A 24,880-nucleotide genomic window follows, 5' to 3' on the forward strand; every position below is an offset into this window, starting at 1 on the left:
AATTAAAGAATTATGATTGTAAAATCAGTAAGGGGTAAAACCCCGGAATTTGGCGATGATTGCTTTATTGCGGAAAATGCCACTATTGTTGGGGAAGTAACCATGGGAGACCAATGCAGTATTTGGTTTAATGCAGTGGTTAGGGGCGATGTGAACTACATAAAAATGGGGGACAAGGTCAATGTGCAGGATGGAGCCGTGATTCATGGAACCTATCAAAAAGCAGCAACTACCATTGGAAACAATGTTTCCATAGGTCATAATGCACTAGTTCATGGCTGCACCATTAAAGACAATGTGCTGGTTGGTATGGGGAGCATAATAATGGATAATTGTGTTGTGGAAAGCAATTCCATAATAGCAGCAGGTGCAGTGGTTACCCAGGGAACCCATGTAGAGGCAGGAAGCATATATGCAGGAATGCCCGCTAAGAAAATCAAGGATATAAGTCCCGAACTCAGCTCAGGGGAGATTGATCGTATTGCCAACGCTTATGTTACGTATTCAGGTTGGTTCAAAGAAAATGATTAAGGTACCCATAACCCATAACCCATAACCCATAACCCATAACCTATGACCCATGACCCATGACCTAACACCCATCATCCAGCATCCCCTGGCCCTTTGCCCACAACCCACAACTCCTCGTCAAAAATGCGCTGTAACATTTCAAAATATCCCTATTTTAGCAGAATCAAAACCAGACTATAATGAAAGCACATATATTTCCCGGACAAGGCGCCCAATTTGTTGGAATGGGGCTGGATCTTTATGAAAACCACTCCTTGGCACAAGAATTATTTGAACAAGCCAACGATATTTTAGGGTTCTCCATCACAGATATAATGTTTGAAGGTACAGCAGATGACCTGAAGCAAACCAAAGTTACCCAACCCGCAATTTTTTTACATTCAGTAATACTTAGTAAGGTGTTGGGTGATGCATTTAAACCTGAAATGGTTGCAGGCCACTCTTTAGGGGAGTTTTCCGCATTGGTTGCCAATGGAACCCTAAATTTTGAGGATGGACTCAAATTGGTTAGCCAGCGTGCCTTGGCCATGCAAAATGCCTGTGAGCTAAAACCCAGTACTATGGCAGCTGTGTTAAGCTTGGCGGATGAGGTAGTGGAAGAAATATGCGATAGTATTGATGGTATTGTTGTACCCGCAAATTATAATTGTCCTGGACAGCTTGTTATTTCAGGTGATGTGGAAGCTGTAAATGAAGCCTGTGAAAAGATGAAGGAGGCAGGAGCCAGAAGGGCATTGTTGCTTCCGGTTGGGGGTGCTTTCCATTCCCCATTGATGGAGCCGGCTAGGGAAGAATTGGCAGCAGCAATAGACGCTACCAATTTTAATGAACCAAATTGTCCCATCTACCAAAATGTTCCTACTACTGCTGTGACCAGTGCCTCTGAGATTAAAAACAATCTAATGCTACAGCTTACTGCCCCGGTCAAATGGACGCAGAGCATACAACAAATGATCAAGGATGGGGGAAATACTTTTGTAGAAGTTGGTCCAGGCAAAGTATTACAAGGTTTGGTAAAGAAAATTGACTCAGGGGTTGAGACATCATCCGCTGTCCTCTAGCATACTATTTATCCACGAATTACTACAGTTCAGCCAATAAACCTAGATTTAATCCACAATTTTGGGGGCTTCCTTTATTTTTTAGTAATATTGATTCTTCCCAATTAACCTACCTATTGTGGCATAAAAACCCAGCTTATAATCTTGAATAGGTAATGTTAACCTTCTTAGAAAAAACCTCACGGAGCACTAATTCCTTTCTTGTCGGAAGAAAAAACTTGTTATTAGTAATTTTTCTTTTAGCTGTTGGTGTAGGTCATGGCCAAATTGCCACGATAACGGCGACGGACGGTACGGCGACCGAGGCTGGCACGACCACGGGCGAATATACGGTTAGCCTTGACGTTGCGAACACCAGCGGCGGTGCGATAACGGTCGATTACACGGTCAGCGGGGACGCGACCTCGGGCAGCGACTTTGTTGCGCTCACGGGCAGTGTCGACATAGCGAACCTGGCCAGCAGCGCGACGATACTATTGACCCCTATAGACGACGGCGACGTTGAGGCGGACGAGACGGTGACGGTGACCCTTGACGCGGGCACGGGCTATACTGTCGGGACCCCCAGCAGTGCCGACGTGACGATAGAGAGCGACGATGTGGCCCCCGACCCTGTCGCCACGATAACGGCGACGGACGGTACGGCGACCGAGGCTGGCACGACCACGGGCGAATATACGGTTAGCCTTGACGTTGCGAACACCAGCGGCGGTGCGATAACGGTCGATTACACGGTCAGCGGGGACGCGACCTCGGGCAGCGACTTTGTTGCGCTCACGGGCAGTGTCGACATAGCGAACCTGGCCAGCAGCGCGACGATACTATTGACCCCTATAGACGACGGCGACGTTGAGGCGGACGAGACGGTGACGGTGACCCTTGACGCGGGCACGGGCTATACTGTCGGGACCCCCAGCAGTGCCGACGTGACGATAGAGAGCGACGATGTGGCCCCCGACCCTGTCGCCACGATAACGGCGACGGACGGTACGGCGACCGAGGCTGGCACGACCACGGGCGAATATACGGTTAGCCTTGACGTTGCGAACACCAGCGGCGGTGCGATAACGGTCGATTACACGGTCAGCGGGGACGCGACCTCGGGCAGCGACTTTGTTGCGCTCACGGGCAGTGTCGACATAGCGAACCTGGCCAGCAGCGCGACGATACTATTGACCCCTATAGACGACGGCGACGTTGAGGCGGACGAGACGGTGACGGTGACCCTTGACGCGGGCACGGGCTATACTGTCGGGACCCCCAGCAGTGCCGACGTGACGATAGAGAGCGACGATGTGGCCCCCGACCCTGTCGCCACGATAACGGCGACGGACGGTACGGCGACCGAGGCTGGCACGACCACGGGCGAATATACGGTTAGCCTTGACGTTGCGAACACCAGCGGCGGTGCGATAACGGTCGATTACACGGTCAGCGGGGACGCGACCTCGGGCAGCGACTTTGTTGCGCTCACGGGCAGTGTCGACATAGCGAACCTGGCCAGCAGCGCGACGATACTATTGACCCCTATAGACGACGGCGACGTTGAGGCGGACGAGACGGTGACGGTGACCCTTGACGCGGGCACGGGCTATACTGTCGGGACCCCCAGCAGTGCCGACGTGACGATAGAGAGCGACGATGTGGCCCCCGACCCTGTCGCCACGATAACGGCGACGGACGGTACGGCGACCGAGGCTGGCACGACCACGGGCGAATATACGGTTAGCCTTGACGTTGCGAACACCAGCGGCGGTGCGATAACGGTCGATTACACGGTCAGCGGGGACGCGACCTCGGGCAGCGACTTTGTTGCGCTCACGGGCAGTGTCGACATAGCGAACCTGGCCAGCAGCGCGACGATACTATTGACCCCTATAGACGACGGCGACGTTGAGGCGGACGAGACGGTGACGGTGACCCTTGACGCGGGCACGGGCTATACTGTCGGGACCCCCAGCAGTGCCGACGTGACGATAGAGAGCGACGATGTGGCCCCCGACCCTGTCGCCACGATAACGGCGACGGACGGTACGGCGACCGAGGCTGGCACGACCACGGGCGAATATACGGTTAGCCTTGACGTTGCGAACACCAGCGGCGGTGCGATAACGGTCGATTACACGGTCAGCGGGGACGCGACCTCGGGCAGCGACTTTGTTGCGCTCACGGGCAGTGTCGACATAGCGAACCTGGCCAGCAGCGCGACGATACTATTGACCCCTATAGACGACGGCGACGTTGAGGCGGACGAGACGGTGACGGTGACCCTTGACGCGGGCACGGGCTATACTGTCGGGACCCCCAGCAGTGCCCGTGACGATAGAGAGCGACGATGTGGCCCCCGACCCTGTCGCCACGATAACGGCGACGGACGGTACGGCGACCGAGGCTGGCACGACCACGGGCGAATATACGGTTAGCCTTGACGTTGCGAACACCAGCGGCGGTGCGATAACGGTCGATTACACGGTCAGCGGGGACGCGACCTCGGGCAGCGACTTTGTTGCGCTCACGGGCAGTGTCGACATAGCGAACCTGGCCAGCAGCGCGACGATACTATTGACCCCTATAGACGACGGCGACGTTGAGGCGGACGAGACGGTGACGGTGACCCTTGACGCGGGCACGGGCTATACTGTCGGGACCCCCAGCAGTGCCGACGTGACGATAGAGAGCGACGATGTGGCCCCCGACCCTGTCGCCACGATAACGGCGACGGACGGTACGGCGACCGAGGCTGGCACGACCACGGGCGAATATACGGTTAGCCTTGACGTTGCGAACACCAGCGGCGGTGCGATAACGGTCGATTACACGGTCAGCGGGGACGCGACCTCGGGCAGCGACTTTGTTGCGCTCACGGGCAGTGTCGACATAGCGAACCTGGCCAGCAGCGCGACGATACTATTGACCCCTATAGACGACGGCGACGTTGAGGCGGACGAGACGGTGACGGTGACCCTTGACGCGGGCACGGGCTATACTGTCGGGACCCCCAGCAGTGCCGACGTGACGATAGAGAGCGACGATGTGGCCCCCGACCCTGTCGCCACGATAACGGCGACGGACGGTACGGCGACCGAGGCTGGCACGACCACGGGCGAATATACGGTTAGCCTTGACGTTGCGAACACCAGCGGCGGTGCGATAACGGTCGATTACACGGTCAGCGGGGACGCGACCTCGGGCAGCGACTTTGTTGCGCTCACGGGCAGTGTCGACATAGCGAACCTGGCCAGCAGCGCGACGATACTATTGACCCCTATAGACGACGGCGACGTTGAGGCGGACGAGACGGTGACGGTGACCCTTGACGCGGGCACGGGCTATACTGTCGGGACCCCCAGCAGTGCCGACGTGACGATAGAGAGCGACGATGTGGCCCCCGACCCTGTCGCCACGATAACGGCGACGGACGGTACGGCGACCGAGGCTGGCACGACCACGGGCGAATATACGGTTAGCCTTGACGTTGCGAACACCAGCGGCGGTGCGATAACGGTCGATTACACGGTCAGCGGGGACGCGACCTCGGGCAGCGACTTTGTTGCGCTCACGGGCAGTGTCGACATAGCGAACCTGGCCAGCAGCGCGACGATACTATTGACCCCTATAGACGACGGCGACGTTGAGGCGGACGAGACGGTGACGGTGACCCTTGACGCGGGCACGGGCTATACTGTCGGGACCCCCAGCAGTGCCGACGTGACGATAGAGAGCGACGATGTGGCCCCCGACCCTGTCGCCACGATAACGGCGACGGACGGTACGGCGACCGAGGCTGGCACGACCACGGGCGAATATACGGTTAGCCTTGACGTTGCGAACACCAGCGGCGGTGCGATAACGGTCGATTACACGGTCAGCGGGGACGCGACCTCGGGCAGCGACTTTGTTGCGCTCACGGGCAGTGTCGACATAGCGAACCTGGCCAGCAGCGCGACGATACTATTGACCCCTATAGACGACGGCGACGTTGAGGCGGACGAGACGGTGACGGTGACCCTTGACGCGGGCACGGGCTATACTGTCGGGACCCCCAGCAGTGCCGACGTGACGATAGAGAGCGATGACACAGCTACGGTAACCATTGCCAATGCCTCTGGAAATGAGGATGATGGAGCTATTCAGCTTTCTGCTACTTTGGATTTGCAAGTAACTGGTGGTTTTTCCGTTCAGGTTTTTTCCGATGATGGGACTGCTACTACAGCAGACAATGATTATACAGGTCTATTGCAAACCCTAAATTTTGATGGAACCGCCGGAGAAATTGAAAATTTTAGCATTACACCTACAGTTGATTCGGCTATAGAAGGTGATGAAACGGTAAACATTTCCATGCAAAATTTGGGTAGTACCACCTTACCAGTGGATATAACGGATACCGGTGTTGTCACGATAAACAACGATGATAGCTGCGCTGCCGGGACAACAGCTCCCGTGCAAGATGGCTCTGTAATTACTACCTTTTGTGACGCTTTTGTGCAGGATTTGGATGATTACGTCATAAGCATTCCACCTGCGGGATCGGATCTTAGATGGAGTACCAATTCGGATACATCAGTGGATGCTGATTTTCTGCTTACAAGCACGGTTAGTACTGCCGGTACTTATTTTGGATTTTTCTACGACGCCCTTAACAATTGCGCCAGCCCAACATTGACAATTACCTTGGTTTCAAACAGTACTCCTTCAGCAGGTACAACAACCAACATTTCAGCCTGTAGCAATTCTGCAGACGGCAATAGTATTGTGGATTTGGATGATCAATTAACTGGAGCGGATGCTGGAACTTGGTCTTTGTCCAATGCTCCAGGAGGTGCTTCAATAACCATCAACGCAAGTAATATTGTGAACTTTAATGGTCAGCCTGAAGGAGATTACGAGTTTAGTTACACAACAACAGGTGCGGTTGCACCATGTGTGAACCAAGTTTCCACCTTGACAGTGACCGTTATTGATTGCTCCACTCCTTGTGATGCAGGGGACACAGCACCCGTCTTGGATACTTCGCAACCCACGGATTTCTGCGATGTGGTTTCTGCTGATTTAAATGATTATGTAACTGACACAGCTCCTGCTGGAAGTGTGCTCACTTGGAGTACCAATCCCGATCCTTTGGAAACCATTGCACACAGAAGTAGCATTGTTATTGCTCCTGGATCTTATTTTGGTTTCTTTTATGATGAAGTAAATGGGTGCGCCAGTCCAACCTTAACAGTGACCTTGGTATTGAACAACACCCCTGTTGTCCTAAGTTCATCAGGAGCTTCCAGATGCGGGGAGGGTACTTTGACCCTTACAGCTTCAACTACCGATGATGCTTTGTTAAATTGGTATGATAGCGCAACAGGAGGAACTTTCCTAGGTAATGGTGACACTTTTGAAACCCCTACAATTACGGAAACCACTTCCTTCTTTGTTGAAGCTTCAGCCAACGGTTGTAATTCCGTGAGAACAGAGGTAGTGGCCACAATCAACCCGAACCCTGCCACTGGGACTCCTACCAATACCATTGCTTGTAATACTGCTGGAAACGGAGGACCTACAATTATCGACTTGGATGATACCTTGACGGGCGAAGGAGAGGGAACATGGTCTATTGTTACCGATCCATCTGGAGGGACACTTGTTATTGATTCCGAAAACAATGTGGACTTTGAAGGCCTAGCTGCAGGGGATTACGTATTTGAGTTTACCACAACAGGTGCTGTTGCCCCTTGTGTAAATACTTCTGTGCAGGTAACCATCGCGGTAAGTGACTGTATTATTGATTCGGATGGTGACGGACTAACAGATGGGGAGGAAGCCAGTTTGGGTACGGACCCCAACAACACAGATACCGACGGGGATGGATTAACGGATGGGGAAGAAGTTTTGGTGGTGGATGACCCCAATACAACGGCAATTCCAGAAAACGCATCGGATCCATTGGATAGCTGTGATCCATTCCTTACTCCTGATTGTAATCCAGCAGATATTGATTTGGCGATAAGCAAAGAGGTGGATAATGCAACACCGCTATTGCAAACGAATATAACATTTACGCTTACCTTGGAGAATACAACCATGGATAGGGTTTTGGATATTGTGGTCAACGATTTGATTTCTACCGATGCTGGCTTTCAGTATGTTTCCCATACTGCCTCCGGTGGAGCGTATGATCAAATCACGGGAGTATGGTCCATTGATGAAATGGGTCCAGAAGAAGTCATCACCCTGGAAATCACGGTAACGGTTTTGGTTGCCGGAACCCTTCAAAATACAGCAACTATAACAAGTTCCTTTCCTACGGATGGGGTGGCATCCAACAATACGGCATCCGTTTCGGTGCAAGCCAACCGCAGTCCATGTCAAACCCCTGGAACCTTGTGCAACATATTTTCACCTAATGGTGATGGAATAAATAATACTTTGGTCCTAGTCAACCATCAGGATTTCCCTCAAAACAACCTCCAAATTTTTGATCGCTATGGCAATAGTGTTTTTGAAATGACAGGATACGACAGTTCATGGGATGGTACAAGAGGTAGTGGGGATGTTCCCGATGGCACCTATTTTTATGTCCTGGACCTTCAGGGAGATGGCACAGAAATTGTTAAAGGTTGGATTCAAATAATTAGATAAGCTGAATATGCCCAAAACTTTTGGTTCAAAGACATATAGGTTTTTCGCGTTAACATTCATGGCTGTTTTGGGTATGGGTTACGCACAAAAGGAGCCGCAATACACCCAGTACATGTATAATATTGGAAGTTTCAACCCTGGGTACGTGGGGTCTGTTGAGACTCCAGAGATTTCTGGCCTATACCGCGCCCAATGGGTAGATATTCCAGGGGCACCAACCACCATGAGGTTTGGGGCCAATGTTCCATTGGCCAATGAACGCTCTGGATTGGGGCTTAATGTGGTACTTGATGAATTGGGACCGTCCAAACAGACTTATGCCAATGTTTCGTATAGTTATGAGATCAGCCTTTCGGATATCACCAAACTATCATTTGGAATGGTTGCTGGGGGATCATTTCTAAGCTTGGATTATTCCGAGGGAAGTTTTGTTGATCCTTCCGATCCCACTATTCTTGGGGAGAATTACAGCAACTTTTATCCAACTGTGGGAGCTGGGTTGTTTATGTATGAAGAAGACTGGTATCTGGGGCTTTCAGTGCCCAATTTCTTAACAGAAGGGCTCTATAATGAGGAGGTTGCCACTGTGGTGGAAGGTAGTTGGCAGTATCATTTTATTGGAGGATATGTATTTCAGATTGCTGATAGAACCAAATTTAAACCGGCATTTTTATTAAATTACCTTCAGGGAGCACCCGTTACGGTTAATTTATCCGCTAACTTTCAGTTCATTGATGCATTGACTGTCGGTGCATCGTATAGATTTGATAATGCCCTAAGTGGTTTGGCCGGGTTTCAGGTTTCCAACTCGCTTTTTATCGGGTACTCCTATGATTACAATACCAATGGTCTTGGAGATTTTACAGGAGGGTCACATGAAGCTATTTTAAAGTTTTATATTGGACGTGAAGGAAGCAACAGAGGTCCACGAACAAAGAACAAGGACAGAAAATTAAAAGGTAAACCTAAACAAATAGATTCCCCCAGATTTTTCTAGCTATGTTTAAAGTCAAAAAAATATTCCCCGTTTTATTTACCTTTTTGTTGGGTATGGTTGTGGGTAGCGGCCAGTCCAAAAAGTCCAAGGGCGATGATTACTTTTTTCAATACGAATACCAAAAAGCGGTGACCGCCTACGAAGCGGATTTGGCTGAGGGGACCTTGTCCTTGGAACAATATCTGAACCTGGCGGATTCCTACTATAAAACCAACAATTTTGAAAAGGCTTCTGAAGCCTATATGAAGTTGTACAAGCAAGATACGCTGTTGGGCAATCATCACTTTAATAAAATGTTGCAAAGTTTTGCCAGAACTTCCAACAAAGAACGCACGGAAGCTTTTTTGGCCACAAAATCAACCAATTTTGAAAAAGAGTTTTTGCAAAACTTGGAGTTCAACACCCAATTATTGGCGGGCACCGACCCCTCGGAAATTATGGATTTCCGAATATTCAATTTGGAAGGGAACAGTCCACAATCTGATTTTTCGCCTACATTTTATGGTGATAAATTGCTTTTCTCAAGTGCAAGGTCCCAAGACAAGAAACGGAGATATGTTCCCACGGGGGAAGGGTATTTGAATATTTATGAGGGGACATTGCAACCGAACGGACAGTTTTCCACAGCCACTGCATTTACAGGAATACCCACTTCAAAATATCACAAGGCCACACCCTACTATACAGAAAAATTGGAAAGTGTGTTTTACGTCCTCTCCAACACCCAAAATGGCGAATTAAGTTTTGATGAGAACGGGAAAAATGCCTTGGCGATTGGGATGCAGGCCAAGGAAGGACCTTTTTACCTCTTATTAAAAGATTTAAGCACCTCTTTTTATTACCCCTTCTATGATGATAAAGATGACAAGCTTTATTTTTCGGCTAACTTTGAAGATGGTTATGGCGGTACAGACATCTATTATGTGCATACCAATAGGGGGCAGATCATGTCGGCTCCAATAAATCTTGGTCCAAGAATAAATTCCCCAGGGAATGAAATAGCCCCTTTTATTTTTGAAAACAGTTTCTATTTTTCTTCTGATGTTTTTTATGGTTTAGGGGGAATGGACATCTATAAATCCAATATGGAGGGTAGCGGTTTTAGCATCCCCATTAATCTGGGTGAGGGAATCAACTCCTCCAAAGATGATTTTGGATTCATCATGCGTAACGATGGCGATGGCCTTTTGGGGTATTTTTCTTCCAACAGACCTGGCGGAAAAGGAAATGATGACCTTTATGGGTTTATGGTAGATGAAAAACCAGGACTTAGAACCTTGATTGTAAAGGGGAAGGTTGTAAAATCGAACAAACCAACAGAAGTGGTGGGCAAAGCTGCGGTTCAATTGGTGGATACAGTTGGAAATCTCTTGGCTGAAACCTATTCAGATGAGGATGGAAGTTATCGATTGGAAATTCCATGGACAAAGGAGCTGGTTTTGAAAGCGGTAAAAGATCGTTTTTCCGAAACCTCACAACAGTTTAGTGAGAAAGAATTGGAAGCCATGGAAGGCAATAGCCATGATGTTCAATTGGCAGCATATGATGATCTTGTGGAGGAAAGGGAAGGGCAGACTGTTGTAAAACTGAAGGATTTCTATTTTGGCCGTGGAAGAACCCAACTTACCCAAGAAATCAAAACCGAATTGGACAAGGTGGTAGCCTTTGTAAAGGACTTTCCCTTTGTACAACTAAGAATTGAAACCTATACGGATAGTAGAGGGGGAAGCAGTACCAATTTTAGATTGACACAAGGGAGGTCTGATGCCATAAAAAGCTACCTGATTCAAAATGGAGTGCCGGAAACCAGCGTTTTATACTCCATTGGACATGGGGAAAATAATATTCTGAATAACTGTACCAACGGGGTATATTGTTTGGAAGTCTTACACAAACGAAACCAGCGGTCGCTCATTGTGGTGTTGAACGATAATTTGTTGTTCAATTGATCACCGGATCAGCATCCAACAATAGTACAGCGCAAATACCAATAAAAAAATCATTCCCAGATAAGTTAGGAACCGCAAACCTCTTTTGGGTCTTTGCGCAACTGGAACATCTTTACCCATTACCGTTTTAAGGTTCATCCAGCCAATTAATGGGGCCATTACAAAGGAAACGAAAGTGGCCAGAGCTACCAAGTTGCCCATATTGGCTCCAAAACCGGCAATAACGATCCAATTGATTACCGCCATTAGGATTACGGTAACGGCAAAAGAGTTTTTATGACTAAATACGGGCCTTTTGGGAAATAGCTTTTGCAAAACGTCCAAACTCACCCTTGAAACTGCATCATGGGCCGTCATGCAGGTACTGAACATAGTGGCGAAAGCGGCTACCGCAATAAGAAAGTAGGCCCAATTTCCAATATGGGTGGTAAACAGGTTAACAACTTGATCTGCAAATACTGCGGCTTTTCCGCTTAGCTCCGTTCCAGTTCCGTATAAGGTCATCCAACCGATAATCAAGAAGAAAACTGCCAGGATTGCGGTCATTACGTAGCCCACATTAAACTCTTGTAGTGCCTCTTTTAAGGTCGGCTTTTCCTTCATGCCCTTTTGGTTCTCGATACTCCACAAGCTCACCCATCCCGATGCCTCCACGGCAGTTGGCATCCACCCCACAAGACTGATCAGGAACAAAACCCCCACCTCATTGAATATTTCAGGTCTTTGGTAGGTTTCCGAACCTGGAACAGCACCTTTATGGACGACCATCACAGTAGTGATTAAAAGGGCCACAAACAAAATGGAAATCACCGCTTTGAGGGAGTTTTCAAGAAATCGATATTTACCGATGATCAAAAGCGAACCAATAAAAATGAAGAGGCAGAGTGCTACAAAACCCTCTCCAACTTCAGTAATACCAAACAAATTCATTAACAAGCCCGCCGTTACCACATAGAGAGCGGCCAGAATGGTAAATGTGGAGACTACGGTCACCAAGGCGTAAATCCACAGGTACTTTCTGCCCATGTTTAAATAGCCCTGGATAAGACTTTGATCGGTTACGGAAGTATACCGAATGCCAAATTCAAAAAAAGGATATTTAAGTACATTAGCCAGCACGATGGGTACGATCATGATCCAACCATATTGTGCACCAGCCTTTGTGGACAATACCAAATGTGAGGTGCCAATGGCCATACTGGCAAAAAGCAATCCAGGCCCCAGATTTTTGAGAAGCACCCTAATTTTTGACATGAATATCAATACGTGTTGGCAACGAAAATAACTTTTTTGTTGAGACAAGGAAAATAGCCGACTGAATTATCCTGTAGAATTTGAAAATGAGATCAGAAATCTGCAATGAACTAATAGGTCTGAGCAAAACATAAAGTGCTTTGGATTATGATATCAACATTTAGAAAACCTTGGAATATTTCTTTTTTTGTTAGAAAATACGCCTGGCTTAAGAATTGTTAAATCCATAAAATACTTAATTGGTTCAGTTTGAGTAAACTGCTGGAAAATGCTTCTTTCAGGTCTATTCGGAGTAATTTGATCGAAAAAATGTTGAGGAGTATGGAATTCCTAAAGAGATGCGGCTTTGAGTTTTTTTGTGAGAAAATATCCCGCCAATTTTTATATATTTATCAATATTTAACTCAAAACAATGTATTTAATGTGGTATTAAACCACTAAATACAGGAACTCAATGAATCTATCTAACTCAAACTAACTCAAACTATGACTGGAAACTTCTGTTGACTTTTTTTCCCTTAATCAAGGTCTGCTTGGAAGAATGTATTTTCTTCCATTAACCAAATAACAGGATGAGAGGTGTTTATCGAACCTTTACTTCCCTATGTTTGGTGAAATTCGGGGAGCCGTTTTCTTTTTATGGCTCCGCGCTAAGAATAGTATCAATTCAATGCTGTATTGGTTGTGCTCCATTATAGGGGTGCAATTCAAGTATATTGATCGGATTATGTTGGAAAACCAAAATAAGAACGAAATAGCTTTATGGAATGAGATAAGGAAAGGAAATGTCCTGGCCCTTGGCGAAGTATATGACATTTACATTGACGATCTTTTTTCATATGGTATTCAGTTTTCTGAGGATAGAAACCACGTGATGGATTGTATCCACGATCTCTTTTTGGATTTATACAAGTATCAATCCCGATTGGCGGTGACCACCAATGTTAAGTATTACCTGCTGACATCCCTGAAAAGAAAAATAATCCGTCGGCACAAAAGCAAGCTTACGTATTATACCAACGAAACTCCACTTCCAAATAATCAACGAAACCACATCCCATCTCCAGAAGAGGAACTTATAGAGATGGAAAATGAATGGTTGAGAAGTCACAGCTTGTTGAAAGCAACGGAATTCCTTACCAAAAGGCAGCAAAAAGGATTATCCTTGCGATTTTATGAGAAAAGATCCTATGAGGAAATCGCAGAAATAATGAACACTTCTGTGGAAACTTCCAGAACCATCATTTATAGGGCAATTAAATCACTAAGAAAAAATATTGTTCTTCCCATAGTTATTTTGGTGAGTTACTTTTTATAAAGTCTTGATAGTTAGTAGGGTAACTAGTATTTGACAACCCGATTTTATTCAAAATCTCAATTTTGAAGCACTGGAATTAAAGATTTCTTAAAAAAAATCTAAAAAAATTGTCTATAAACTAAGTATTGAATGCTTTTATTAATAAGGGCAGCTTTTGGAATTTGCCATGGATGTAGATTTCAAAGGCGTCAGAGAACAAAATGAGAAAAGAAGAAACTACAGAAAATCACTCTGCTCAAATTAATCAAGAGGAGAAGGATCACCTAAAGAAAAGAATCACCCATTCCATTTTTAGGTACCAGCGTTTTAAGAGACGGGTTAGGTATGGATTTGGAACTGCGGCTTCAGTCCTTTTGATTGCATCCGCCGGTTTTTATTTGTACAACTCCGTGTATAATCCCACTTCCATTGAGTCCTACGTGAAGGCTACCAGTTCCAAAGTGGACGCGGGAAGCTCAACGGAGGTCACATTGATCTTGGACAACGAGACAAACATCAATGTAGATCAGGACAACACCAACATTAGATATTCCAATACAGGGAGCAAGGTGCAGATAGGCTCCTTAAAAGAGGTTGACCAGGTTACGGAGAAAAATAATGAAATTGTTTACAACACCCTTCTGGTGCCTTACGGTAGACGCTCTCAAATAGAGTTGTCCGATGGGAGCAAGGTTTGGTTGAATTCAGGATCTAAACTGGTATACCCGGTTATTTTCAAAGGCAAGAATAGAGAGGTTTACCTTGAAGGAGAAGGTATTTTTGAGGTGGCCCATAATGAGAAACAACCTTTCATTGTAAAGGCGGAGAACCATGAAATAGAAGTATTGGGGACCATCTTTAATGTGAGTAACTACCTGGATGATGGGAATATTAGTACAACCCTTAAAAGTGGAAGTGTTGAGATTCACTATGGGGAGGAATCCTTCTTTGGGCAAAAACAAGCGTTGAAAATTGCTCCCGGCACCCAAGCTGTTTATACCAAAAATGCCAAAAGGATTTCGGCCAGAAAGGTAGATGTGGAAAACTACTTTTCATGGCGTAGGGGTGTATTTATCTTTAAGAGTGATGACCTAAAACATATCATGAAAAGACTTTCCAGATACTACAATGTGGATATTGTGATTAACAATGTGGAGCTGGAAGACCAAACATTCTCTGGTTATTTGGATTTAAAGGAAGATGTGGAGAATGTGGTGAAAATAATAAAGGAAACAACCGATTTTGAATATACCACGCAAAATGAAAATCAAATAATAATCAACTAAAGTGCACTATATGACATAAAAAAGACCACAAAAAAACCAGAAGATGCGCCAACATCCTCTGGCTTAAAGCAAACATTGCTGAAAACTTATGTTCAGCAACATCAACTAACAAAAAAAACTAAATTATGAATAAAATTGTTAACCTCAGTCCTTTAGGTACAATAACACCCTTGAGGTCTTATTTCTGGACTATTATGAGAGTTCTTCTTTTATTGATTGGAATTGGCCTTAGTACTGCATATGCCAATTCTTCCTATGCACAGACCAAAATAGACATTGATGTAAACGATGTTGTGCTTGAAGATTTGTTCAAAGAAATTCAAGCTAAGACAGAGTATGTATTCTTTTACAAGGATGATGTCTTGGACAAAAACAAAAAGGTGTCGTTAAGCTTAAGGAATGTAAAGCTTGGTGATATCCTAAGAAAGGCTTTTAGAAACACCGATTTAAGCTATAAAATTGATGATCGCCAAGTGGTTATCGTCAAAAAGTTGCCAAAGCCAGAGAAAGTATCGGATGATGATTCCAAATTCGTACAGTCGGATGTCAGTGGTACGGTAACCGACGCAGATGGACAGCCTCTGCCGGGAGCGAATATCGTGGTTAAGGGAACTACCAACGGTACCCAAACCGATTTTGATGGGAACTATACCATTTCTGCTGCGCCAGATGCCACTTTGGTATTTAGCTACATCGGATTTGCTACACGGGAAGTTCCAGTGAACGGTCAAACGACCGTCAACGTAAGTATGGAAGAGGATTCCAGCAAATTATCGGAAGTGGTTGTTTTGGGATATGCTTCCCAAACCCGAGGTGATGTAACCGGTTCGGTTGCTTCTGTTGATATTGATGAGGCAGTAAAAACTCCAGTGGTAAATGCCGCAGAAGTACTTCAAGGACGGGTAACTGGGGTTCAGGTAATCACTAGTGGTGATCCGGGAACTGCTCCAAAAATCAACGTACGTGGTTTTGGTACAACCAACAACACAAATCCGCTTTACATTATTGATGGTGTACAAACAGATGATCCAAACGTTTTGAACAATATCAACCCAACAGATATTGAGCAGATGAACGTCCTTAAGGATGGTGCAGCTTCCATTTACGGAGCTAGGGCCTCCAATGGTGTTGTTATTATTACTACTAAAGGTGGTGGCTACAATATGGAAAAGGCCGAGGTTTCAGTTGACCTTTATACTGGTTTTTCCAAGGTTAGCAACCCTATTGACCTATTAAATGTGCAGCAGCATGCCGATATGATTTGGCAGAGTAGAATCAATGACGGTATTGCTCCAAGCCATCCGCAGTATGGTGATGGTGCTACTCCAGTTATTCCATCTTCCATAGTGGGATATACTAGAGTACAGTCTTATGACCCCATTGTTTTCTTCCCTGCTGGCCAGGTAAATGCAACTGTACAGCCAGGAGGTACCGATTGGGTGGATGAAATTACCCAAACAGCTCCTATTTCAAATGCTTCCATTTCTATTGCAAATGGTAATGAGCATGGTAAATACTTTATGTCAGCGTCCTATCTGAGCAGAGAAGGTGTTGTAAACCATACTGGATTCAAGCGTGGTGGAACAAAACTAAACTCTGAATTCAAAATAGGTGAAAAATTACGTATTGGGGAGCATGTGAACTTTTCATTTTCCAATAATTCACCGGGTAATTCCGAGGCCATAGAAATGGCTTACCGTATTTCACCATTGGTACCTGTACGCGATGACGATGGTTTCTTTGCAGGATCAGCTCCTCCAGGAATTGGAAATCCAAGGAATCCCGTTGCTCAATTGTATAGAACAAGAAATGATTATGATAAGCGCTACACTGGTATCGGTGACATTTATCTAGATTATCAGATTATTGATGGTCTTTCCTTTAAGTCTACACTAGCTGGTGGTTTCGAAATTTTCGATTCAAGACGATTTACGTCTTTGGATCCTGAAAATGGTGAGCCGATTTCTACCAATACTTTGACGGAAAGAGATCAAACCCGTTATAACTGGAGTTGGACAAACATCCTGAATTTCAACAAAACATTCGGTGATCACACCATCAATGCCATTGCTGGTATCGAAGCCTTGGAAGAGGGGCAAAAAAGTAAGGAAGTATCACGTACTGGTTTCTTATTTGAGGATCCCAATTTTTATTTGTTAAGCAATGGATCGGGTGCGCCCAATGTTCCAACTACCGTGGACAACGTAGATGTTACTTTTGATCGGCAAAATACGCTCTACTCCATATTTGGCTCTGTAAATTATTCCTATCTAAGTCGTTACTTCCTAACAGGTACTTTACGTAGGGATCAATCATCCAGATTTTTGGGAGACAATCAAACAGGGGTATTCCCCGCTGTAAGTGCCGGATGGCTTATCAGTGATGAGGACTTTTTTCCTACGGATGGTATTGTCAATCGCTTAAAACTGAAAGCATCTTGGGGGGAATTGGGTAATCAAACTTTACCTGCCAACAACCCAACCATTAATATTTCCAGTTTGAGTGAGCAATTTGCCAACTACTCATTTGACGGATCAAGCATAACCACAGGGGCCTTATTGACCCAAGTGGGTAATGCCGATTTGAAGTGGGAAACTTCGCAGACTACAAACTTTGGGGTTGAGCTTTCATTGTTTAACAGTAGTTTGAATATTTCTGCCGAATATTTTAACATCAAAACCGAAAACTTAATCACTAGGGACTTTAGTTTGATCAGCTCAACAGCGATTGATGCAGAAGCACCATTGGTAAACTTGGGAGATGTTGAGAACAAAGGTTTCGACCTATCTATTGGTTATGGGAATACAACAGCTGGTGGCTTCTCCTATGATATAGCATTGAACTTGTCGCACTACAAGAACGAGGTGACAAGGTTGATCAATGACGCACCAGTACCTGGAAGGGGCGATTTAAGAAATGGATCGGTGACCCGTACAGAGGTTGGTGATGAGCTTTCTTTCTTCTATGGAAGAAGAATCACTGGTCTGGATAGTAACGGTAGATTCATGTATGAAGATATCGATGGGGATGGAGAGTCTCTTGTGGATGGTGATGACAGAACTAAGATAGGTTCTCCGCATCCAGATTTCACCTATGGTATCAATGCCAATCTTTCCTACAAAGGATTCGATATGCAGTTGTTCTTTACTGGTTCTCAGGGTAACGATGTCTACAACTATAGCAAGGTATTTACAGACTTTGGACTATTCTTTAATAGTAACAGAAGTACAAGGGTACTCAATGCTTGGACGCCGTCCAATACCAATACCAGTGTTCCGGCTTTGACCGCTTCCTATCCATTGGAAGAAGCTTCCGCCAATACATACTTTGTTGAGGATGGATCTTACTTAAGGTTAAAGAACATGCAAATTGGTTATACGCTACCAAGTGATATTACCAATAAGATTGGTTTGAGCTCTTTACGACTTTACCTTCAAGGAACCAATATCTTCACGATAACTGACTATGAAGGCTTTGACCCAGAAGTGATTCCAATTGATGCGGATGGAGTCGGTCAAAATTTAAATTTAGGTATAGATAGAAGGGTTTACCCTCAACCAAAGATCTACACCTTAGGGATTAACTTAAAACTCTAAAAAAATGAAAAAGAAAAATTTTATCAATTTATTTCTGGTTTTACTAGTCCTGGTAATTGGATGTAGCGATGATTTTACAGAGACTCCAGCGGTTGGAGCATTATCTGATGATGCTTTGGCCAATGAAGATGGACTAGCATTATTATTAACAGGAGCTTATTCCTCATTGAATGCTGTAAGCTCAACCAGCTATGGAAATGGCTGGGGTAGAGCAGCGGACAATTGGTGGATGGATGTATTGTCTGATGACGCACATAAAGGGAGTACCAATGATGACCAAGCCGATTTGAAAGAAATCGAAATTATGAACTGGTCATCAGCCAATGGGTATTTTTATGCGCGCTGGGGCGAACTATTTACTTTGGTAAATCGATCTAATGCTGTGATGGCTCTATCAAGTTCCTTGGAAAATCCTGGGGATTTTATAGATCAAGTTGCGCAAGCCAGGTTCCTAAGAGGATTGGCATATTTTCAACTTCAGGTAATGTATGGAAATGTACCCTTCATTTCTGAAGAGAATTATGCTGCATCTGAATTCAATCAACCAAATCCAGGTCCAGTATGGGACCAAATTGAAGCTGATTTTCAATTTGCCATAGACAATCTACCTGACACTCGCGATAGCGGGAATGTGGGTAGGCCTACTTCTTGGACGGCTAAGGCATTTTTGGGAAAAACACATTTGTATCAATCTGATTGGGCTGCTGCACTAACGTTGCTTAATGATGTAATCAACAATGGGCCATATGCGCTTCTGGCAGATTTTGTGGAAAACTTTAGATTGGCTGGGGAGAATGGTTCCGAGTCTATATTTCAAATTCAGTTTACCACAGATAGCGGTCAGTCTTACAACGGTAATGTAGTTGGGGCGCTTAATTTCCCCAATCCGGGTCCTTTTGGGTCTTGTTGCGGATTTTATCAACCAACACAAGATTTGCTGAATGCATTTCAAACAGATGCCAGCGGTCTTCCGTTGCTTGACACCTATAACCAGACCGATGTAACGAGCGATTGGGACATTCTTTCTTTCGTTCCAGATACAGACCCTCCACAACCGACTGATTTTACTCCGTTTGCGGGTAATCTAGACCCAAGAGCTGATTATACAGTAGGAAGAAGAGGAATTGATTATAACGGTTATGGCGAGCATATTGGTGAGGCCTGGATCAGGGCCAAATTTGCCAATGGCGATATTTCAGGTCCATATTTGCCCAAAAAGAACGTCTACTGGGCAGATGATGCTGGGACACAGCAGGCAACAGGTGCTTGGGGACAACAACTGTCCGGTGTCAATTATAATGTGATGCGTTATGCTGATGTGCTGTTGATGGCTGCCGAAGCTGCAGTGGAAACAGGCGACTTGCCTACTGCTCTTAACTATGTAAATCTGGTTAGGAACAGGGCAAAAAATTCCAATTACATGCAGGCGACAGATGGTTCAGGTGATGCTGCCAATTATATGATTGAACCCTATGCGTCTTTTCCAGATGCCAATTTTGCAAGAGATGCAGTTCGTTTTGAGCGTCGTTTGGAATTGGGTATGGAAGGTCACCGTTTGTTTGACCTTAGAAGATGGGGTGTTTCCCAGGCTGTTCTGACGGAATATTATACCAATGAGGCACGTACTATTCCTGGATTTGGGGCTTTGATCAACCCTTATGAGGCTAAGCATGATTTATTCCCAATTCCAATTGGTGCAATAGACCTCAGTGGTGGAAGTTTAACACAAAATACTGGGTATTAAGAGTTAGTAGTTTGGTTAGTTTACATGGTTAATTAAATTAAGTTTAAGTTGACTAAGAAAACAGGGTGTAAAAGCCCTGTTTTCGAATTTATTATATCTCTCCAATGAAGTATAAAGGCAAGGCATTTTTCATTGTAGGCTTGACAATTTTATTGTTTTTGTCATGTAATAGACAAAACCAGGATCAAAAGCCTCGATTGTTTTCAAAAATTGGTTCCCAAGAATCAGGGATTGATTTTGCCAATAATTTAATTGAAAATGATTCCCTCAATTACTTTACCTACGCCTATATCTACATGGGAGGAGGAATTTCTGCAGGAGACATCAACAATGATGGCCTAGTGGATCTATATTTCACAGGGAATATGGTTCCCAATAAATTATACCTGAACAAAGGAAATCTGAAATTTGAAGATATTTCGGAATCTGCCGGAGTTTCAGGAGATGATAGATGGTATACCGGCACCACCATGTCCGACGTAAACAACGATGGATTTCTGGACATTTACTGCTCGGTTGGCGGGAAATTTGGACCCAAGGAAAATCAATTGTTTATTAATAATGGCGATAATACATTTACAGAAAAGGCCAAAGAATTTGGGATAGATGATCCCAGCAATAGTGTTCAAAGCACTTTTTTTGATTATGATTTAGACGGGGATTTGGACTTATATGTAGCCAATTACCCCCCCACACGATTTAATGCCCCTAATTTTTACTATGCATTCAAACAAAAATTTCCAAAACCTTTGGAAACGGATAGATTATTTAAAAATGAGGACGGAATATTCATTGATGTAACCGAGGAAGCCGGTTTAAAGACCTTTGGTCTTTCCCTTAGTGCAACCGTAGGCGACCTCAATCAAGATGGTTGGCCAGACCTTTATGTGTCCAACGATTTTAGCAGTCCGGATTACCTTTTCATGAACAATAAAAATGGAACCTTTTCAGAGCAAGTAAGAGCGGTGACAAAGAACACCTCATTTTATGGAATGGGAGTGGATATTGCCGATTTCAATAACGATTTGCTGTTGGATGTGTTGCAGGTGGATATGACCGCCAATATAAATCGTAGGGCCAAGGCCAATATGGCCAGCATGAACCCCGATTTGTTCTGGAGCACTGTAAATGCTGGCTTTCATTATCAGTACATGCAGAATAGCCTTCAAATGAACAATGGAAATCTTCTGGATTCCTTACCTGATTTTAGCAATGTGTCCCGCTTGGCAGGGATTTCCTCAACCGACTGGAGTTGGGGACCGCTATTTGCCGATTTGGACAATGACGGATGGAAGGACATCTTCATTTCCAACGGAACTAGACGGGAAATAAACAACAGGGATTTTTTCAAAAAGATAGAGCAAACAGGGGTAAGCGAAGACAGTACACTAATCAAAAGTCTTGCAATTCCATCTGAGAAAATAGACAACTTTGTCTTTAAAAATAAAGGAGACTTAACTTTTGAACGAAAAAACAAAGAATGGGGCATTGAGCATTTAGGTTTTGCCAATGGCTCGGTTTATGTGGATTTGGACAATGATGGAGATCTCGAAATTGTTACCAATAACATTGATGATGTGGCCACGGTCTTTGAAAACAAAAGTTCAGAAAAGAGCAACCATCTGACCTTAAAATTTAAGGGCGTGGACAAAAATCCCTTTGGGATAGGAACTAAGGCTACCTTATATGCCAATGGTAGCCATCAATATCAGGAAATGACACTGACCAGGGGATTTCAATCCTCAGTGGCCCCACAGCTGCACTTTGGTCTTGGAAATACACAAAAGATAGATTCCATTAAGATTGTTTGGCCAGATAATAAGGTGCAGCTGGTAAGGGGACCCGAAGTCAATTCTTCGTTGATTATGGATTACGGTATGGCGGTTGCCATGGAGGAAGGTCAAAAGCCGTCCAATTCCGCTCAGCTGTTTCAGCAGGTGGATCCATCGATGGCCGTAGATCACCGCCACCTGGAAAATCCCTACAATGATTTTGACAAGGAAATTTTATTGCCCCACCAAATGTCCATGTTGGGTCCCAATGTAGCTGTGGGAGACCTTAATGGTGATCAATTGGACGACTTTGTTGTTGGAGGTGCGGCACAAAGCCCTGCTGCCATTTTTTATCAAAATTCGGAAGGATTCCAGAAAAAGGAAATGGATATTTTGAATGAAGATAGCGCTCATGAGGATATGGGGATTCACATCTTTGATGCGGACAATGATGGCGATAATGACATTTATATGGTAAGCGGGGGTAATGAATTTTCATCGGATTCCCATTTACTTCAAGATAGGCTCTATGTAAACGATGGTAATGGAAACTTTGAAAAATCGGTTTCGGCATTACCTCTGATGGGCAGTAGCGGATCGCGGGTGCATAGTCTTGATTATGATAAGGATGGGGATTTGGATTTATTTGTCGGGGGCCGATTGGTGCCAGCAAGCTACCCTTTACCTGCCAACAGCTACATTTTGGAAAATGTAAGCGAAAAAGGAATACCCAAATTTATGGATGCGACCCCAAAAGTAGCTCCGATGTTGGAAAAATTGGGAATGGTTACCGATGCAGTCTGGTCCGATTTTGATGGCGACGGGTGGACAGATTTGATTGTTGTGGGTGAGTGGATGCACATTACCCTGCTCAAAAACGATCAAGGCTATTTTTCAGATGTTTCCCAAGCCTATGGACTGGAGGATTCGCGAAGCTGGTGGTTCAGTATAGAGGAAGGGGATTTTGACCAGGATGGAGACAAGGACTACATCGTAGGGAATTTGGGATTGAATTATAAGTACAAAGCGAGCAAGGACGAGACTTTTGATATTTACCTCAATGATTTTGACAACAACAATACCAACGATATTGTGCTGAGTTATTTCAACGAGGGCGAAAAGTTTCCTTTACGGGGTAGGGAATGTTCCTCCCAACAAATGCCGGGAATTAAGGATAAGTTCAAGGATTATGAGTCCTTTTCACAAGCTACCCTAACGGATGTGTATACGGAAAGAAGCCTGGAAGAATCCTTGCACTATCAGGTAAAATCCTTTGCAAGTATCTACTTGGAAAACAAGGATGGTAAATTTATAAGCCATGAGCTGCCCAAACTGGCACAGTTGTCCTCCATCAACCAAATTCTGGTAAAAGACTATACTCATGATGGCCATTTGGATGTACTTATTGCGGGGAATCTGCACAGCTCAGAAGTAGAGACCCCAAGAAATGATGCTGGAAATGGGCTCCTCTTAAAAGGTGATGGCGCGGGTGATTTCATTCCAATAGAAGGCCATACCAGCGGTTTTTATGTGCCAGGGGATGTCAAGGACATGCAATCGCTCAAAATGGATGAAAAAGAATATATTGTAGTGGTAAAAAATTCCGATTATATTCAATTGCTGCAGTCCGTACCCTAGATGAACGTTTTCCAAGGGTTGATTGTGGGACTAATCCGAAATCATTTCAATAGCTGAATGAAACTAATTTTTAGAATCCTCAAAGGCCTGCTCGTGGTATTGGCTGTGCTGCTTGTGACTTTCTTTCTGGGGCCAAAAGTGGAAAAGCCGCATTTGGACACTACATTGCCCGAAGTAAATACCAATTTATTGGCATTGGATCGGGAAATCCAACAAGCAGAAAAAGCAATCCCCAATATAAAACCGGATAACGATGCCCGTATCGTGTGGTTTGATAGCATCCCCAGCAAAACACCGTATAGCATTGTCTACCTTCACGGATGGTCGGCGAGTAGGGAAGAGGGGAACCCCATCCATATAAACACAGCTAAGGCCTACGGGTGTAATTTGTACCTGCCAAGATTGGCCGGACACGGATTGCAAGAAGAAGAGGCCATGCTGGATCTAACGGCCAACCAAGTATTGGAGTCTGCAAAAAAGGCCATTGCCGTGGCAAAACAGTTGGGAGACAAGGTAATCATTATGGCTACTTCTACTGGGGGGACCCTGGCATTACATTTGGCGGGTGGAGATCCAGATGTAGCAGCAATGCTTTTATACTCCCCTAATGTTGAGATTTATGACCCCAACGCCAAACTACTTTCTGGGCCTTGGGGATTACAGTTGGCCAAAGCGGTCAAAAAGAGTGATTATCATGAATTTGAGGCCAAAGCGGACAAAATGAAGTATTGGACCACCAAGTACAGATTGGAAGCGCTGACCCATCTGCAATCTTTAGTAGACAATACCATGGTTCCTGAAACTTTTGCCAAGGTTGGCCAGCCAGTATTTTTGGGCTATTTCTATAAAAACGATTCCATTCAGGACAATGTGGTTTCTGTTCCTGCCATGCAAAGTATGTTTGACCAACTGGGGACAACAGCTGGGCTAAAACGAAAAGTTGCTTTTGACAAGGTGGGTGATCATGTAATGACCAGCCACATTACTTCCAAGGATTTGGCATCGGTGCAACTAGAAACCGAAAATTTCTTGGAGGAGGTATTGGGGCTTGAAAAGGTCAAGGTTTTGGACACAATTACTGAAATGTCCTCCGAGGAAGTGGCACCATAGAATTGTTAAAATTTT

Annotated in this window: 13 protein-coding genes; 12 read left to right on the forward strand and 1 reads right to left on the reverse strand. The window is 45.1% G+C overall.

The features are described 5' to 3' along the window. Window positions 1–12 precede the first annotated feature (12 nt). The 6 genes from ACOOE0_RS09250 to ACOOE0_RS09275 all read left to right on the forward strand — a co-directional run bounded on the left by ACOOE0_RS09250 (window position 13) and on the right by ACOOE0_RS09275 (window position 11,168). On the forward strand, window positions 13–531 hold the full coding sequence (locus tag ACOOE0_RS09250; protein WP_420402182.1) for a gamma carbonic anhydrase family protein: 519 nt from the start codon (window positions 13–15) through the stop codon (window positions 529–531). A 179-nt stretch (window positions 532–710) separates the two neighbouring features. After that, complete coding sequence (fabD, locus tag ACOOE0_RS09255; protein WP_420402183.1) at window positions 711–1,592, forward strand: ACP S-malonyltransferase; 882 nt, start codon at window positions 711–713, stop codon at window positions 1,590–1,592. Between the two features lie 218 nt (window positions 1,593–1,810). Beyond that, window positions 1,811–4,015 carry a beta strand repeat-containing protein gene (locus tag ACOOE0_RS09260; protein ID WP_420402184.1) on the forward strand — a complete coding sequence of 735 codons (2,205 nt, stop codon included), beginning with the start codon at window positions 1,811–1,813 and terminating at the stop codon, window positions 4,013–4,015. Next, a complete protein-coding gene (locus ACOOE0_RS09265) occupies window positions 3,909–8,222 on the forward strand; it encodes a Calx-beta domain-containing protein (RefSeq protein ID WP_420402185.1) in 4,314 nt (1,437 codons plus the stop codon). Before ACOOE0_RS09260 ends, ACOOE0_RS09265 begins: the two co-directional genes overlap by 107 nt. A gap of 73 nt (window positions 8,223–8,295) precedes the next feature. Continuing rightward, window positions 8,296–9,219 (forward strand): type IX secretion system membrane protein PorP/SprF, encoded by a 924-nt coding sequence (locus tag ACOOE0_RS09270; RefSeq protein WP_420402186.1) that lies wholly within the window; start codon window positions 8,296–8,298, stop codon window positions 9,217–9,219. Between the two features lie 2 nt (window positions 9,220–9,221). After that, the gene (locus ACOOE0_RS09275; protein WP_420402187.1) at window positions 9,222–11,168 is read left to right on the forward strand and encodes an OmpA family protein; all 1,947 of its coding nucleotides are present in this window, start codon (window positions 9,222–9,224) and stop codon (window positions 11,166–11,168) included. On the opposite strand, the gene ACOOE0_RS09280 is transcribed toward ACOOE0_RS09275, so the two are convergent. Continuing rightward, window positions 11,169–12,422, reverse strand: coding sequence for an NRAMP family divalent metal transporter (locus tag ACOOE0_RS09280; protein ID WP_420402188.1), 1,254 nt, complete (start codon window positions 12,420–12,422; stop codon window positions 11,169–11,171). Window positions 12,423–13,026: 604 nt separating this feature from the next. On the opposite strand from ACOOE0_RS09280, the gene ACOOE0_RS09285 reads away from it, so the two are divergent. From ACOOE0_RS09285 to ACOOE0_RS09310, 6 genes are all read left to right on the forward strand, one after another. Then, entirely contained in the window at window positions 13,027–13,740 is a 714-nt protein-coding gene (locus ACOOE0_RS09285) for an RNA polymerase sigma factor (RefSeq protein WP_420398650.1), read from the forward strand. A 200-nt stretch (window positions 13,741–13,940) separates the two neighbouring features. Continuing rightward, on the forward strand, window positions 13,941–15,005 hold the full coding sequence (locus ACOOE0_RS09290; RefSeq protein WP_420398651.1) for a FecR family protein: 1,065 nt from the start codon (window positions 13,941–13,943) through the stop codon (window positions 15,003–15,005). Window positions 15,006–15,199: 194 nt separating this feature from the next. Then, window positions 15,200–18,601, forward strand: coding sequence for a TonB-dependent receptor (locus ACOOE0_RS09295; RefSeq protein ID WP_420398652.1), 3,402 nt, complete (start codon window positions 15,200–15,202; stop codon window positions 18,599–18,601). Window positions 18,602–18,605: 4 nt separating this feature from the next. Next, window positions 18,606–20,345 (forward strand): RagB/SusD family nutrient uptake outer membrane protein, encoded by a 1,740-nt coding sequence (locus tag ACOOE0_RS09300; protein ID WP_420398653.1) that lies wholly within the window; start codon window positions 18,606–18,608, stop codon window positions 20,343–20,345. Window positions 20,346–20,542: 197 nt separating this feature from the next. After that, window positions 20,543–23,755: a VCBS repeat-containing protein gene (locus ACOOE0_RS09305; RefSeq protein ID WP_420398654.1), complete on the forward strand. Its 3,213-nt coding sequence runs from the start codon at window positions 20,543–20,545 to the stop codon at window positions 23,753–23,755. A gap of 57 nt (window positions 23,756–23,812) precedes the next feature. After that, entirely contained in the window at window positions 23,813–24,865 is a 1,053-nt protein-coding gene (locus tag ACOOE0_RS09310; RefSeq protein ID WP_420398655.1) for an alpha/beta hydrolase, read from the forward strand. Window positions 24,866–24,880: the final 15 nt, after the last annotated feature.

The sequence above is a fragment of the Flagellimonas sp. genome, assembly GCF_965215805.1.
GTDB lineage: Bacteria > Bacteroidota > Bacteroidia > Flavobacteriales > Flavobacteriaceae > Flagellimonas.

What these genes read in the sequence shown, in the direction of transcription:
- ACOOE0_RS09295 (WP_420398652.1), top strand. Translation starts at nt 15,200, where the DNA reads ATGAGAGTTCTTCTTTTATTGATTGGAATTGGCCTTAGTACTGCATAT.
- ACOOE0_RS09300 (WP_420398653.1), top strand. Translation starts at nt 18,606, where the DNA reads ATGAAAAAGAAAAATTTTATCAATTTATTTCTGGTTTTACTAGTCCTG.
- ACOOE0_RS09270 (WP_420402186.1), top strand. Translation starts at nt 8,296, where the DNA reads ATGGGTTACGCACAAAAGGAGCCGCAATACACCCAGTACATGTATAAT.
- ACOOE0_RS09280 (WP_420402188.1), bottom strand. Translation starts at nt 12,422, where the DNA reads ATGTCAAAAATTAGGGTGCTTCTCAAAAATCTGGGGCCTGGATTGCTT.
- ACOOE0_RS09310 (WP_420398655.1), top strand. Translation starts at nt 23,813, where the DNA reads ATGAAACTAATTTTTAGAATCCTCAAAGGCCTGCTCGTGGTATTGGCT.
- ACOOE0_RS09290 (WP_420398651.1), top strand. Translation starts at nt 13,941, where the DNA reads ATGAGAAAAGAAGAAACTACAGAAAATCACTCTGCTCAAATTAATCAA.
- ACOOE0_RS09285 (WP_420398650.1), top strand. Translation starts at nt 13,027, where the DNA reads ATGTTTGGTGAAATTCGGGGAGCCGTTTTCTTTTTATGGCTCCGCGCT.
- ACOOE0_RS09250 (WP_420402182.1), top strand. Translation starts at nt 13, where the DNA reads ATGATTGTAAAATCAGTAAGGGGTAAAACCCCGGAATTTGGCGATGAT.
- fabD (WP_420402183.1), top strand. Translation starts at nt 711, where the DNA reads ATGAAAGCACATATATTTCCCGGACAAGGCGCCCAATTTGTTGGAATG.
- ACOOE0_RS09275 (WP_420402187.1), top strand. Translation starts at nt 9,222, where the DNA reads ATGTTTAAAGTCAAAAAAATATTCCCCGTTTTATTTACCTTTTTGTTG.